Source organism: Pantoea sp. B566, assembly GCF_024793925.1.
GTDB lineage: Bacteria > Pseudomonadota > Gammaproteobacteria > Enterobacterales > Enterobacteriaceae > Pantoea > Pantoea ananatis.
The window spans coordinates 1,276,988-1,292,144 of record NZ_JANUQL010000003.1 but is presented as its reverse complement, the minus strand read 5'-3'; the positions used below and the strand labels follow the sequence as shown (position 1 = coordinate 1,292,144).

At 53.8% G+C, this 15,157-nt stretch carries 13 protein-coding genes; 11 read left to right on the top strand and 2 right to left on the bottom strand.

Annotated elements, in window-relative coordinates; translation table 11 throughout:
• Positions 1-228 precede the first annotated feature (228 nt).
• The 3 genes from yfbV (at position 229) to NYE92_RS07570 (ending at position 1,989) form a co-directional block, all read left to right on the top strand.
• A complete protein-coding gene (yfbV, locus tag NYE92_RS07580; protein ID WP_014605378.1) occupies positions 229-678 on the top strand; it encodes a terminus macrodomain insulation protein YfbV in 450 nt (149 codons plus the stop codon).
• A 143-nt stretch (positions 679-821) separates the two neighbouring features.
• Positions 822-1,316 (top strand): YfbU family protein, encoded by a 495-nt coding sequence (locus NYE92_RS07575; protein ID WP_026021018.1) that lies wholly within the window; start codon positions 822-824, stop codon positions 1,314-1,316.
• 13 nt (positions 1,317-1,329) lie between these two features.
• Complete coding sequence (locus NYE92_RS07570; protein ID WP_013026518.1) at positions 1,330-1,989, top strand: sugar phosphatase; 660 nt, start codon at positions 1,330-1,332, stop codon at positions 1,987-1,989.
• A gap of 28 nt (positions 1,990-2,017) precedes the next feature.
• On the opposite strand, the gene yfbR is transcribed toward NYE92_RS07570, so the two are convergent.
• Positions 2,018-2,617 (bottom strand): 5'-deoxynucleotidase, encoded by a 600-nt coding sequence (gene yfbR / locus NYE92_RS07565; protein WP_013026517.1) that lies wholly within the window; start codon positions 2,615-2,617, stop codon positions 2,018-2,020.
• A gap of 70 nt (positions 2,618-2,687) precedes the next feature.
• Positions 2,688-3,905 (bottom strand): pyridoxal phosphate-dependent aminotransferase, encoded by a 1,218-nt coding sequence (locus tag NYE92_RS07560; protein WP_014594167.1) that lies wholly within the window; start codon positions 3,903-3,905, stop codon positions 2,688-2,690.
• Between the two features lie 959 nt (positions 3,906-4,864).
• Between NYE92_RS07560 and lrhA the strand changes: the two genes are divergently transcribed.
• From lrhA to nuoH, 8 genes are all read left to right on the top strand, one after another.
• Positions 4,865-5,788 (top strand): transcriptional regulator LrhA, encoded by a 924-nt coding sequence (gene lrhA / locus NYE92_RS07555; RefSeq protein WP_013026515.1) that lies wholly within the window; start codon positions 4,865-4,867, stop codon positions 5,786-5,788.
• A 638-nt stretch (positions 5,789-6,426) separates the two neighbouring features.
• The gene (locus tag NYE92_RS07550) at positions 6,427-6,870 is read left to right on the top strand and encodes an NADH-quinone oxidoreductase subunit A (protein WP_013026514.1); all 444 of its coding nucleotides are present in this window, start codon (positions 6,427-6,429) and stop codon (positions 6,868-6,870) included.
• A 15-nt stretch (positions 6,871-6,885) separates the two neighbouring features.
• A complete protein-coding gene (locus NYE92_RS07545; RefSeq protein ID WP_006120026.1) occupies positions 6,886-7,563 on the top strand; it encodes an NADH-quinone oxidoreductase subunit B family protein in 678 nt (225 codons plus the stop codon).
• A 117-nt stretch (positions 7,564-7,680) separates the two neighbouring features.
• Entirely contained in the window at positions 7,681-9,480 is a 1,800-nt protein-coding gene (gene nuoC, locus NYE92_RS07540) for an NADH-quinone oxidoreductase subunit C/D (RefSeq protein ID WP_013026513.1), read from the top strand.
• Positions 9,481-9,482: 2 nt separating this feature from the next.
• On the top strand, positions 9,483-9,998 hold the full coding sequence (gene nuoE, locus NYE92_RS07535) for an NADH-quinone oxidoreductase subunit NuoE (protein ID WP_013026512.1): 516 nt from the start codon (positions 9,483-9,485) through the stop codon (positions 9,996-9,998).
• Positions 9,999-10,000: 2 nt separating this feature from the next.
• Positions 10,001-11,341: an NADH-quinone oxidoreductase subunit NuoF gene (gene nuoF / locus NYE92_RS07530; RefSeq protein ID WP_026021016.1), complete on the top strand. Its 1,341-nt coding sequence runs from the start codon at positions 10,001-10,003 to the stop codon at positions 11,339-11,341.
• A gap of 111 nt (positions 11,342-11,452) precedes the next feature.
• Positions 11,453-14,176 carry an NADH-quinone oxidoreductase subunit NuoG gene (gene nuoG / locus NYE92_RS07525; protein WP_078828820.1) on the top strand — a complete coding sequence of 908 codons (2,724 nt, stop codon included), beginning with the start codon at positions 11,453-11,455 and terminating at the stop codon, positions 14,174-14,176.
• A complete protein-coding gene (nuoH, locus tag NYE92_RS07520; RefSeq protein WP_013026509.1) occupies positions 14,173-15,150 on the top strand; it encodes an NADH-quinone oxidoreductase subunit NuoH in 978 nt (325 codons plus the stop codon). Before nuoG ends, nuoH begins: the two co-directional genes overlap by 4 nt.
• Positions 15,151-15,157: the final 7 nt, after the last annotated feature.

Here is a 15,157-nt window from a genome sequence, read left to right as displayed (position 1 = left end):
AGTGCGTTTTATGCAAAAAAAAATTGAGTCTTTACGCATAAATTTGAAATTTCGCTTAAAACGGGCCTTGTCGTCTCTGTTACAAGGGAAGTTGCGGCAGTGACGCTGTTAAAACGGCGTCAGAATAGCCGGAGTCACCTTTAAAGACAAAAATATTTGAAGGATGTTACGTAAAGTTGTGTGGTTATAATTATTTTTCAAAAAATACAGTATTAGTTGAGGCGAGCCATGGCGAATGAATCTCACACCGGCTGGTTCCGGATGTTTCAACGCGGACAGCATTATATGAAGACCTGGCCCAACGATAAACGCCTGGCACCGGTCTTTCCTGAGAACCGGGTATCGACGGCTACGCGCTTTGCGATTCGCTTTATGCCGCCGCTGGCGGTCTTTACGCTCACATGGCAGATCGCGATGGGTGGGCAATTGGGCCCGGCAGTAGCAACGGCTCTCTTTGCCTGTAGTTTGCCTATGCAGGGATTATGGTGGCTGGGTAAGCGATCCGTCACCCCATTGCCGCCCACGCTGCTGCGCTGGTTCCATGAAGTGCGCACGAAGCTGGAAGCCGCAGGTCAGGCGATCGCACCGGTTGAAGGCAAACCAACTTACCAGGCACTGGCCGATCTGCTTAAGCGCGCCTTTAAACAGTTGGACCGCACCTTTCTGGACGATCTTTAATCCGCACCGTGCAGAAATTATTGCACGCAAACCTGCGGTTAAATCAATGAAAAGCGATGTGGCTACGCCCGCATCGCTTCCCCTGTGTAATTATCTTTCCATCGTATAAAACCTGAACAGCCCGCGGGCTGGAGGACAAGATGATGGAAATGACCCACGCGCAACGTTTGATCCTGACTAACCAGTACAAAATCATGGCAATGCTGGAACCGGAGAGCGCCGAACGTTTTCGTCGCTACCAGACTATCATTGAGCGTGGCTATGGCCTGCAAATGCGGGAGCTGGACAAAGAGTTTGGCAAGCTTCCCGAAGAGACCTGCCGGACGCTTATCGACATTATGGAAATGCACCACGCGCTGCAGGTCTCCTGGGCTAATCTCAAGACCCAAGGCGATATCGACCCACGACGTCTGGCATTTCTGGGGTTTGATGCCGCCACGGAATCCCGCTATCTCGGTTATGTGCGGTTTATGGTGAACATCGAAGGGCGCTATACCCATTTTGATGCGGGAACGCATGGCTTTAATGCGCAAACGCCGATGTGGGAAAAGTATCAACGTATGCTGGCTTTGTGGCAGACTTGTCCTCGCCAATACCATTTAAGCGTAAACGAGATTGCGCAAATCATTAACGCCTGATGAGGAGTGACGCGTGGAGTACAGTGGTTTTTTATTTGATTTAGATGGCACCTTAGTGGATTCGCTACCCGCGGTTGAACGCGCCTGGAGCAACTGGGGTGCACGTCATGGCATTGCGGCTGATGAGATTCTGGACTTCATTCACGGAAAGCAGGCGATTACTTCACTGCGCCACTTTATGGCGGGCCAGTCAGAAGCCGCAATCCAGGCCGAGTTTCTGGCGCTGGAAAAAACGGAAGCAGAAGACACGGACGGCGTGCGGGCGCTGCCAGGCGCAAAAGCGTTGCTCACGCAGCTGAATGCGTTGCAAATCCCCTGGGCGATTGTCACCTCCGGCTCCGTTCCGGTGGCGCATGCGCGTCACAAAGCAGCAGGTTTACCTCAGCCTGCCGTGTTTATTACGGCCGAACAGGTGGCGAAGGGCAAGCCAGAACCCGATCCTTACTTACTGGGTGCAGAAAGGTTAAAGCTGTCGCCAGCCGACTGCGTAGTGGTAGAAGATGCGCCGGCCGGCGTGATCGCCGGGTTAGCTGCGGGCTGTGCCGTGATCGCCGCGAATGCGCCTGATGATACGCCACGCATTGACGAAGTGGCGCTGCGCCTGACTTCACTGGAATCGCTGGTGGTCACCAAACGATCGACGGGCAAGTTTGCGTTTCACCATCAAGGCTAGGTAAAAGGGCGGCGTGAAGCCGCCATTGTCAGAGCGGCGTGTCCTGCGAGATTTCGTCCAGAGACAGGCTAAAGCTGGGAATGAAGACCTCCACGAAATAGCTCATTTCGGGCGAACGACGCTGATTCAGGGTTTTTTCCAGCCGCGCTTTTGCTAACAAAAACTCATTATTGCCGGCCGACAGCTCTTCCAGGCATTTTACGTAGGCACAGATCGCATCGGCTTGTTTCACGACGGCTTTTTCTTCCTCACTGTGCAGATGCTCATCAATCAGCGGACGGTAAACATCCTGCAACTCGTCCGGCAGCATCTCAATCAACTTCTGCTGCGCGATTTTCTCAATCTTTTTGTATTCGTGGGCGATCTGCGCGTTGTAGTACTTCACCGGCGTGGGTAAGTCTCCGGTCAGCACTTCACTGGCGTCGTGATACAGCGCCATCATGGCGATGCGCTCGGCATTAAGGTTGCCGTTAAACTTCTTATTTTTAATGATGGCCAGCGCGTGGGCAACCATCGCGACCTGCAAACTGTGTTCAGAGACGTTCTCGGTGCGCACGTTGCGCATCAGCGGCCAGCGGTTGATGAGTTTGAGACGGGAAAGATGGGCGAAGAAATGGCTCTGAGTCATGGTAATTCCTGTTTGCGACAGGGGAGAGGCGTGCTCTCCCCGAAATCACATCAGTATAGGCGCATCCGGACTACTGGCGGTAGCCTTGCAGAAAACGGCCAAACTTATTGATCGCCATTTCCAGATCGTCGACGCGCGGCAGCGTCACGATGCGCAGATGATCGGGCCACGGCCAGTTAAACGCCGTTCCCTGAACCAGTAGCACTTTCTCCTGTAGCAGGAAATCCAGCACCATTTTCTGATCGTCGTGGATATTGAATTTTTTGGCATCAATACGCGGGAACATATAAAGTGCGCCCTGCGGCTTCACACAGCTCACGCCGGGAATATCGTTGATCAGTTCCCATGCGCGCTGACGCTGTTCATAGAGCCGCCCGCCAGGCACAATAAACTCACTAATGCTCTGATAGCCGCCCAACGCAGTCTGAATGGCATGCTGCGCGGGGACGTTGGCACACAGACGCATGGATGCCAGCATCTCCAGCCCTTCGATATAACCTTTAGCATGCTTTTTGGGGCCGTTTAGCACCATCCAGCCCTGGCGGAAACCCGCTACGCGATAGGTTTTAGACAGGCCGTTAAAGGTTACGGTCAGCAAGTCCGGCGCCAGTGCAGCAATAGAGTGATGCTGTGCGTCGTCGTACAGAATTTTATCGTAGATCTCGTCAGCGAAAATAATCAGGTTATGCTGGCGGGCAATCTCAACGACTTCCATCAACAGTGCTTTGCTGTAAACCGCACCGGTTGGATTATTGGGATTGATAATCACGATGCCGCGCGTGCGTGGCGTAATTTTACTGCGGATATCATCCAGATCCGGGAACCAGCCTGCGGACTCATCACACAGGTAGTGCACGGCTTTGCCGCTTGAGAGCGACACGGCCGCGGTCCACAGCGGGTAGTCAGGTGCCGGCACCAGCATTTCATCACCGCTGTTCAGCAGCGCCTGCATGGCCTGGACGATGAGTTCAGAAACACCGTTGCCGATATAGATGTCTTCCACCGTGACGTCGCGCATGTCACGCGCCTGGTAGTGCTGCATGATGGCTTTACGAGCAGAATACAATCCTTTGGAGTCACAGTATCCCTGTGCGCTGGGAAGGTTACGGATGACATCAACCAGAATCTCGTCCGGCGCTTCGAAGCCAAAGGGGGCCGGATTGCCGATGTTCAACTTAAGAACTTTATTACCTTCTTCTTCGAGGCGTTTAGCCTCTTTTAAAACCGGTCCACGAATGTCGTAACAGACATTGTCCAGTTTGCCGGATTTATCAATTTGAAAAGTCATTGTGGCCGCCTTAATGTGCAGAATCCTTGTGCCTGCCGCTGAAAACAAACCTGCACAATGTACTCTCCTCAGGCCGACAAAAGAAGGGCAGGGCGCGGTTTTGGCGTGTTCAGCATCTTTGTCTCCAGCCAGACGATGGAATGCGTATTGGTTATCAAGCAGGCCGGTTGTAACGTTTGTTTTTTTGAGTTTTATTAGTTTATTATGCTGCGATTAAAAATTGAGCGCTGGGTAATGTCTGCTTTTATTTTGCCGATAATGAACCTGAAGGCCGTAAAACAATCTGAGAATCTGTGATGCGTCATGAGTGAAATAGTTTAATTATGCTTTATTGATGCATAAAATTTGCACGCAAAAAGCGGCCTCAACTCAGAGTAACCTGAAAAAAAACGATGGTGCATAATGTTAACTATCTTATATCAAAGGTTTTTTATAAGATTTTCAGGGCCGGGAGAGACAACCGGGAGCATCATCAATGCATGTTTCATCGCTGAAAAGTCGTATTTCCTGTTTTCAGGCAGGTTACGTCCGCTCAGGACATTCTCGAAGGGATGTAAGATGCTATTTGATCAAAATATGCAATGCTTTTCACAAAAACATTTCCATTTTGCGGTCAAAAATGATTAAGTATAATTTAATATTTGATGAGATTAAACGCTGCGTACCGTTAGCGTATTACAGACCCGTTTACCCCTGCCTGAGGGCACTTTGGGGGTAGGAAAAGACAACTACACAGCTTCCCGCATTTTTGCATCCAGTGCCTTCGGTACAGAAGTTGTCTCTGTCTTCAGGACCCGGTTTCCCTGTTTTGCAGGGAAGTACCGTCTTCCTCCGTAAGTAAATTTTATGTCGGCCCTTTGCCGGGACGTCATGAAGCATCATTACCGCTTATCGCTTTGATAAGCTTGTAATAACACCAGGATAGTAGTTCTTAAAAATCTAATAAGTGAAGAAAAAACATGACTAATGCAAATCGTCCGATACTCAATCTCGATCTCGATCTGCTCCGGACTTTTGTTGCTGTAGCTGACCTGAACACCTTTGCAGCCGCTGCTGCTGCGGTGTGCAGAACGCAATCGGCAGTGAGTCAGCAGATGCAACGTCTGGAACAACTGGTCGGTAAAGAGTTGTTTGCCAGACATGGCCGCAACAAGTTGTTAACTGAACACGGCATTCAGCTTCTGGGCTATGCCAGGAAAATCCTGCGTTTTAACGATGAAGCCTGTACTTCACTGATGTACAGCAACATCCAGGGTGTACTGACGATTGGCGCTTCTGACGATACCTCAGATACCATTCTGCCGTTCCTGTTAAACCGCGTGACCTCTGTCTATCCAAAACTGGCGATTGATGTTCGCGTGAAACGCAATCCGTTCATGATGGAAATGCTGAATCAGGGCGAAGTTGACTTAGTCGTCACGACGTCAAGCCCGGGTAACTTTACCCATCAGGTTCTGCGTACCTCTCCGACCCTGTGGTATTGCGCGGCGGATTATGTGTTCCAGCGTGGAGAAGCTATTCCACTGGTACTGCTTGATGAACCCAGTCCGTATCGTGATATGGCGATTGATCATCTCAACGAAGCCGGTATCCCGTGGCGTATCTCTTACGTTGCATCAACCCTGGCGGCCGTTCGTGCGGCAGTCAAAGCAGGATTGGGTGTAACGGCGCGTCCGGTAGAAATGATGAGCCCGGAACTGCGCGTGATGGGCGCAGCAGAAGGCTTGCCGGTTTTACCGGATACGCAGTATCTGCTGTGCCGTAATGCCGACAGCGACAACGAGCTGGCGCTGGCTATCTTTAATGCTATGCAGTCCACGCACGATCCGTACAACATGGTGGCCAACGCTGACGGCACGCTGTTGCTGGATGACGAAGAGTAACATTTTCACGCTGTCGCAAAAAAAACGTCATTCACCGGTAAGATAATGGCTGTAAACAGGCCTCTTGTTCTGTAAAAAGAACAGGAGGCTTTTTTTTGACCTTTTTCCTGCGAAATAAAAACCCGCCCGGAGACGCTGAGTTTATCGCCTGCCCGCAAGCATTTCAGCGCGATGTAAATGGCGGGCGAGAGGCAAAATGTAAAATATTTGATTCGAATCAGTCTGATAACTGCTGAAATTTAACACAAAAAAGATAATTCTGTGTTCTGGATCAACAAAATAGCCATTCCCAAGGGAAGGAAAACCCCCGAAATCCTGTCAAAATATGAGGGTTAATTGCACGATCCATGCGCGCAAATACCCGCTACACTAAAATTACCCTTACAGACTGAAGCGATTTAGCTGGAAACACGCGCATCATATGTTAATAATATGATGTAGGTGTAAAATAAAGTTTGGATACTTTTGTCAAAGTTGACAAAAGGTTATAGAAAGGAGTAAAAAACCCCATAAAATTGCTGCTTATTGCAGAGTAACAGCAAAATTTGTAAGGTTTTTATCCTTCCCTTTGAATCGATGTGGTGAGTTTGCTGCCAGAACCCGAGCAGGATGCCCGCGCCACTTTTGATGAGTAAGCAATGAGTATGTCAACTACCACCGAAATCATCGCTCAGCATTGGGCATTCGTCGTATTTATCGTCATCGCTTTTGGCCTCTGTGCGTTCATGTTAACCGGAGGCTGGCTGCTTGGCGGCAGAGCGCGTGCCCGTTACAAAGACACACCTTTTGAGTCCGGCATTGAATCCGTCGGTGACACTCACCTCCGCTTATCAGCAAAATTCTACCTGGTAGCGATGTTCTTCGTTATCTTCGACGTAGAAGCTCTCTTTTTATACGCATGGGCGACCTCTATCCGTGAAAGCGGCTGGGTCGGCTTTGTGGAAGCCGCAATTTTCATTTTGGTGCTCCTGGCGGGCCTGGTTTATCTGGTGCGCATTGGCGCGTTGGACTGGACGCCTGCACGCCGGCGAATCGTGGTTAAAACGCCCACGGTAAGTCACACCAATCCTCATAAGCAGTAAAAGAGAGGCAATAAGATGGACTATACGCTCACCCGCATAGACCCAAACGGTGGTGAGAACGACCGTTACCCTCTGCAAAAGCAGGAAATCGTCAGCGATCCGCTGGAGCAGCACGTTCATCGCAGCGTCTACATGGGCAAGCTCGAACACGCCCTGCACGACATGGTGAACTGGGGACGTAAAAACTCCCTGTGGCCTTACAACTTTGGTCTTTCATGCTGCTACGTTGAGATGACCACCTCCTTCACCGCCGTGCACGACGTCGCGCGTTTCGGTGCAGAGGTTATGCGTGCATCGCCACGTCAGGCCGACTTCATGGTCATTGCCGGTACGCCGTTTACCAAAATGGCCCCGGTGATTCAGCGTTTGTACGATCAGATGCTGGAGCCGAAATGGGTGATTTCCATGGGTGCCTGTGCCAACTCAGGCGGCATGTACGATATCTATTCTGTCGTGCAGGGCGTTGATAAGTTTCTGCCGGTTGACGTGTATATCCCGGGTTGCCCGCCGCGCCCTGAAGCTTACATGCAGGCACTGCTGCTGCTGCAGGAATCCATTGGCAAAGAGCGCCGTCCCCTTTCGTGGGTGGTCGGAGACCAGGGCGTTTACCGTGCCAATATGCAGTCTGAGCGTGAACGTAAGCGTGGCGAACGTATTGCAGTAACCAACCTGCGTACACCAGACGAAGTTTAAGTTAACCGTATGGATGGAATCAGTGCCTGCAGCAGACAACACCACAAATTAATGCATGGCACCATCCTGACGCCTTCATTTGAGCGCCTGTTATCAGGCCGGAATGGTGAGTAACGTATGACAGATTTGACCACGCAAGATCTCGCTCAGCCGCTATGGCAAACCCGGGATCACCTGGATGACCCGGTGATCGGCGAGCTGCGTAATCGTTTTGGGCCGGATGCCTTTACCGTTCAGGCGACCCGCACCGGTATTCCGGTTGTTTGGGTAAAGCGTGAACAGCTGCTGGAAATCATTACATTCCTGCGAAAACTTCCTAAGCCGTACGTCATGCTGTATGACCTGCATGGCATGGACGAACGCTTACGTACCCACCGCGCCGGTTTACCTGCTGCGGATTTTTCCGTTTTCTACCACCTGCTCTCGATTGAACGCAATCGCGACATCATGCTCAAGGTGGCTTTATCTGAAAACGATATGCATGTGCCGACCATCACCAATATTTTCGCCAATGCCAACTGGTACGAGCGCGAAACCTGGGAGATGTTTGGTATCACCTTTGATGGTCACCCGCATCTGACGCGTATTATGATGCCGCAGACCTGGGAAGGGCATCCGCTGCGCAAGGACTATCCTGCGCGTGCGACCGAATTCGATCCTTTCACGCTGACGAAGCAGAAAGAAGATCTGGAAATGGAAGCGCTGACGTTCAAGCCGGAAGACTGGGGCATGAAACGCAGCACCGCCAACGAAGATTTCATGTTCCTCAACCTCGGTCCAAACCACCCGTCAGCGCACGGTGCTTTCCGCATCATTTTGCAGCTGGATGGGGAAGAGATCGTCGATTGCGTCCCGGATATTGGTTATCACCACCGTGGCGCAGAGAAAATGGGCGAACGTCAGTCCTGGCACAGCTACATTCCTTACACCGACCGTATTGAGTACCTTGGTGGCTGCGTTAACGAAATGCCTTACGTACTGGCCGTTGAGAAACTGGCTGGTATCGTGGTGCCTGACCGCGTGAATGTTATTCGCGTCATGCTCTCTGAGCTGTTCCGCATCAACAGTCACCTGCTGTACATCTCGACCTTTATTCAGGACGTTGGCGCAATGACGCCGGTGTTCTTTGCCTTTACCGACCGTCAGAAAATTTATGATGTGGTTGAGGCGATTACCGGTTTCCGTATGCACCCGGCCTGGTTTCGTATTGGCGGTGTGGCACACGATCTGCCGAAAGGCTGGGAGCGCCTGCTGCGTGACTTCCTGGACTGGATGCCAAAGCGCCTGAAAGAGTATGACAAAGCGGCGCTGCGCAACACCGTTCTGATGGGCCGTTCGCAAGGTGTGGCAGCCTACAATATGGAAGAAGCGCTCGCCTGGGGCACCACAGGTGCAGCCCTGCGCGCCACCGGTCTCGATTTTGACGTGCGTAAATGGCGTCCCTATTCAGGCTATGAAAACTTCGACTTCGAAGTGCCCGTGGGTGCCGGTATCAGCGATGCCTACACGCGCGTACAGCTGAAAATGGAAGAGATGTGGCAGTCGCTGCGTATTCTGGAACAGTGCCTGAACAACATGCCGGAAGGGCCGTTTAAAGCCGATCATCCGCTGACAACCCCGCCGCCAAAAGAGCGCACGCTGCAGCACATTGAAACCCTGATCACTCACTTCCTGCAGGTATCATGGGGCCCGGTTATGCCGGCCAATGAATCCTTCCAGATGATTGAGGCGACCAAAGGGATTAACAGTTACTACCTGACCAGCGATGGCAGCACGATGAGTTATCGCACACGTGTGCGTACGCCGAGCTTCCCGCACCTGCAGCAGATTCCTTCGGTAATCCGTGGCAGCCTGGTATCCGATTTAATCGTGTACCTCGGTAGTATCGACTTTGTTATGTCAGACGTGGACCGCTAATTATGCACGATCAACACATTGCTATTAAAACGATCGACCCTAACGAGGTCTTCGTGCTGAGTGCGGAAGAGCACCATGCGATTGAGCACGAAAAACACCATTACGAAGATGCACGCGCCGCGTCAATTGAAGCGCTGAAAATCGTACAGAAACAACGTGGCTGGGTACCAGACGGCGCGATTCATGCGATTGCCGACGTTCTGGGCATTCCCGCCAGCGACGTAGAAGGTGTGGCAACGTTCTACAGCCAGATTTTCCGCCAGCCGGTTGGCCGCCACGTGATCCGCTACTGCGACAGCGTGGTCTGTCACATTACCGGTTTTCAGGGCATTCAGGCTGCGCTGGAAGAAAACCTCAATATCAAGCCCGGCCAGACCACGACCGACGGCCGCTTTACGTTGCTGCCGACTTGCTGTCTGGGTAACTGCGATAAAGGCCCAACCATGATGGTGGATGAAGATACGCACGTTCATCTGACGCCGGAAGGCATCGCCTCTTTGCTGGAGCAGTATCAATGACAATTAAACAGATCATTCGTACTGCCGAAACCCATCCACTGACGTGGCGCATGCGCGACGATCAGCAGCCGGTATGGCTGGATGAGTACCGCAGCAAAAACGGCTACGCCGGTGCGGAAAAAGCACTGAAGGGCATGGCACCCGACGAGATCGTGGCGCTGGTGAAAGATTCCGGCCTGAAGGGACGCGGTGGTGCAGGCTTCTCTACCGGTTTGAAGTGGAGCCTGATGCCGAAAGACGAATCCATGAACATCCGTTACCTGCTGTGTAACGCCGATGAAATGGAGCCGGGCACCTATAAAGACCGCCTGTTGATGGAGCAGATGCCGCATCAGTTGGTTGAAGGCATGCTGATCAGTGCGTTTGCCCTGAAAGCCTACCGTGGCTACATCTTCCTGCGTGGCGAATACATTGAAGCGGCGGTGCATCTGCGCCGTGCCATCGCTGAAGCGACCGAAGCCGGGTTACTGGGTAAAAATATCCTGGGCTCAGGGTTCGATTTCGAACTCATCGTCCACACCGGCGCAGGCCGCTATATTTGCGGTGAAGAAACCGCACTGATTAACTCGCTGGAAGGACGCCGTGCTAACCCACGTTCTAAGCCGCCTTTCCCGGCGAGCGCGGGCGTTTGGGGTAAGCCGACCTGCGTGAACAACGTTGAAACGCTGTCAAACGTGCCGGCTATTTTGGCAAACGGCGTTGAGTGGTATCAGGGCCTGTCTAAGAGCGACGATGCGGGTACCAAGCTGATGGGCTTCTCGGGTCGGGTGAAAAACCCTGGCGTCTGGGAACTGCCGTTCGGTATCACGGCCCGTGAAATCCTGGAAGACTATGCCGGCGGCATGCGCGATGGTCTGCGCTTTAAAGCCTGGCAGCCGGGCGGGGCGGGAACAGACTTCCTGACGGAACAGCATCTGGATCTGCCGATGGAGTTCGCCAGCATCGGTAAAGCGGGCAGCCGTCTGGGTACGGCGCTGGCCATGGCCGTGGACCATGAAATCAATATGGTTTCACTGGTGCGCAATCTCGAAGAGTTCTTTGCCCGTGAATCCTGCGGCTGGTGTACGCCATGCCGCGATGGTTTGCCGTGGAGCGTGAAGATCCTGCGCGCGCTGGAGCAGAAAAAAGGCCAGCCGGGGGATATCGAAACCCTGGAGCAGCTTTGCCGCCAGCTCGGCCCAGGCAAGACGTTCTGCGCCCACGCACCCGGTGCAGTCGAACCGCTGCAAAGCGCCATTAAATATTTCCGTGAAGAGTTTGAAGCCGGTATCGCGCCGCAGGTGTTTGGTAATACCCGATCGATCGGTGGTATTCAGCCAAACCTGCTGAAAGCGCGCTGGTAATTCGCCGTTATCCACGGGAGCTGGCCCTGTGCCGCCGTTCCTGCTGCAGTGTGCAGGAACAAGAATTTGATTAACGCTCGTTTATGACGAGCCTTACGGAAGCATGTCACTATGGCTACAATCCATGTAGACGGTAAAGAATATGATGTGAACGGAGCGGACAACCTGCTACAGGCATGTCTGTCTCTGGGCCTTGATATTCCTTATTTTTGCTGGCATCCGGCGCTGGGAAGCGTGGGTGCCTGCCGCCAGTGTGCGGTAAAGCAATTCCAGAACGCTGAAGATACCCGCGGCCGCCTTGTCATGTCCTGTATGACGCCGGCGTCTGACGGCACCTTCATCTCTATTGATGATGGCGAAGCGAAAGAGTTCCGTGAAAGCGTGGTTGAGTGGTTAATGACCAACCACCCGCACGACTGTCCGGTATGCGAAGAGGGCGGTAACTGTCATCTGCAAGATATGACGGTAATGACCGGCCACAGCTTCCGCCGCTATCGCTTCACCAAACGCACCCACCGTAATCAGGACCTTGGCCCGTTCATTTCGCATGAGATGAACCGCTGTATCGCCTGCTACCGCTGTGTGCGGTATTACAAAGATTATGCTGACGGTACCGATCTGGGCGTTTATGGCGCGCATGACAACGTTTACTTTGGCCGCCCGGAAGACGGCACGCTGGAAAGCGAGTTTTCCGGCAACCTGGTTGAAGTCTGCCCAACCGGCGTATTTACCGATAAAACCCACTCTGAACGCTATAACCGTAAATGGGATATGCAGTTCGCGCCCAGCATCTGTCAGCAGTGCAGCGTGGGCTGTAACACCAGTCCGGGTGAGCGCTATGGCGAGCTGCGCCGCATCGAAAACCGTTACAATGGCAGCGTTAACCACTACTTCCTGTGTGACCGTGGTCGCTTTGGTTACGGTTACGTCAACCTGAAGGACCGCCCTCACCATCCGGTGCAGCTGCGCGGCAGCGATCGCGTGACGCTGAATGCGGAGCAGGCGGTGAACGTCGGGGCAGACGTGCTGCGCCAGGCGAAACGCGTGATTGGTATCGGCTCGCCACGTGCCAGCGTCGAGAGCAACTTTGCGCTGCGTGAACTGGTCGGGGCCGAAAACTTTTCTACCGGCATGCCTGCCGGTGAGCAGGAACGCCTTGAACTGTTGTTAAAAGTGCTGCGTGACGGCGGAATTTATACGCCATCGCTGCGTGAAATTGAAAGCTACGATGCGGTGCTGGTGCTGGGGGAAGATTTGACCCAGGTTGGCGCGCGCGTGGCCCTGTCTGTGCGCCAGGCTGTGAAAGGTAAGGCCCGTGAAATGGCCGCTGCGCAGAAAGTCGCAGACTGGCAAATCGCGGCCATCATGAATATCGGTCAGCACGCTAAGCATCCGCTCTTTGTCACCAACGTCGATGAAACGCGTCTCGATGATATTGCCGCGTGGAGCTATCGTGCCCCAGTGGAAGATCAGGCACGTCTTGGATTTGCCATCGCCAATGCGCTGGACGAAAGCGCCCCGGCCGTAAGCGATTTCGACGCTGCGCTGAACGGCAAGCTGGATGTCGTCGTGCAGGCGCTGGCCGGCGCTAAAAAACCGCTGATCGTTTCCGGTGTTCACTCAGGCAGCACTGCCATGATTGAAGCGGCCGCGAACGTGGCGAAAGCGCTGAAAGCGCGCGGCGCAGACGTCGGTATCACCTTACTGGCAGGCCATGCGAACAGCATGGGGCTGGGCCTGATGGGCGGAAACACCCTGGACCAGGCGCTAGAACAACTGCAAAGCGGCGAAGCCGATGCGGTCGTGGTACTGGAAAACGATCTCTATCGCCATGCGCCAAAAGCGCAGGTGGATGCGGCGCTGAATCAGGCCGCTAACGTGATCGTCGTTGATCATCAACGCACCGCCACGCTGGAGAAAGCCGGACTGGTTTTGTCCGCGGCCAGCTTCGCGGAAAGCGACGGCACCTCAATCAACCACGAAGGGCGCGCACAGCGTTTCTTCCAGGTGTACGATCCTGCCTATTATGACAACAGCATCGTGATGCTGGAAAGCTGGCGCTGGTTGCATTCGCTGCACAGCGCGCTGGAAAGCCGCCACGTTGACTGGACGCAGCTGGATCACGTCATTGATGCCGTGGTTGCCAGTCTGCCACAGCTGAAGGGCATTAAAGAGGCGGCACCGGATGCCAGCTTCCGTATCCGTGGTCAGAAACTGGCGCGTTCACCGCATCGTGCCAGTGGCCGTACCGCCGCGCGCGCCAACATCAGCGTGCACGAGCCGCGTCAGCCGCAGGATCAGGACACGATGTTTGCCTTCTCAATGGAAGGGAACAACCAGCCGAACGCACCGCGTTCGCAGATCCCCTTTGCCTGGGCGCCAGGCTGGAACTCACCTCAGGCATGGAACAAATTCCAGGATGAAGTGGGCGGTAAACTGCGTCACGGCGATCCCGGCGTGCGTCTGTTCGAAGCCAGCGACGCACAGTTAGCCTGGTTCAGCAGCGTACCTGGCGCGTATACCACTAACGGTCAGTTCCGCGTCGCGCCTTACTATCAGCTATTCGGTAGTGAAGAGATGACGCAGCGCGCGCCGGTTATCCAACAGCGTATGTCGGCACCCACTCTGGTCCTGAACCCGGAGGATGCGGCTAAGCTGGGCGTGAACAGTGGCGCGTCTGTGGAATTAACCTGTGCCGGTGAAACCGTACGCTTGCCTGTGCGTTTCTCCGCGTCGCTGCAGGCAGGGCAGGTGGGGCTTCCACTCGGTCTGCCGGGCGTACCGCCATTCCTGGCGAATGCAAAAATTGATTCTCTGCAGGAGGCGGCGCAATGAGCTGGTTAACTCCAGGTGTTATCGACATTCTGATCGCCGTGGGTAAAGCGCTGGTGATTCTGCTGGTCGTGGTGGGCTGCGGTGCGTTTATGAGCTTCGCCGAGCGTCGTCTGCTCGGCCTGTTCCAGAACCGCTATGGACCGAACCGCGTGGGCTGGGGCGGATCCTTGCAGCTGGTTGCTGACATGATCAAGATGTTCTTTAAAGAGGACTGGGTTCCCCCGTTCACCGACCGCTTTATCTTTACCCTGGCGCCGGTCATCGCCTTTGTGTCACTGCTGCTGGCATTTGCCATCGTGCCGGTTTCGCCGACCTGGGTCGTCACCGACCTGAACATCGGGCTGCTGTTCTTCCTGATGATGGCGGGCCTGGCTGTCTATGCCGTACTGTTTGCCGGCTGGGCGAGTAATAACAAATACTCGCTGTTAGGTGCCATGCGCGCCTCTGCGCAGACGCTGAGTTACGAAGTGTTTCTGGGACTGTCGCTGATGGGCGTAGTGGCCCAGGCGGGATCGTTCAACATGACCGATATCGTCAACAGCCAGACGCACCTGTGGAACATCATCCCGCAGTTCTTTGGTTTTTTGACCTTCTGTATTGCGGGCGTCGCGGTCTGTCACCGTCATCCTTTTGACCAGCCAGAAGCTGAGCAAGAGCTGGCCGACGGTTACCACATTGAATATGCCGGGATGAAATTCGGCCTGTTCTTTGTGGGCGAATACGTCGCGATTACCACCGTCTCAGCACTGATTGTGACGCTGTTCTTCGGGGGCTGGCATGGGCCTTTCCTGCCGCCTTTCATCTGGTTCGCCCTGAAAACGGCGTTCTTTATGATGATGTTCATCCTGATTCGTGCTGCGCTTCCGCGTCCACGCTATGACCAGGTGCTGTCGTTCGGCTGGAAAGTGTGTCTGCCGTTGACGCTGTTGAACCTGCTGGCGACCGCCGCAGTGATTCTGTACACAGCGCAGTAAGGGGTAA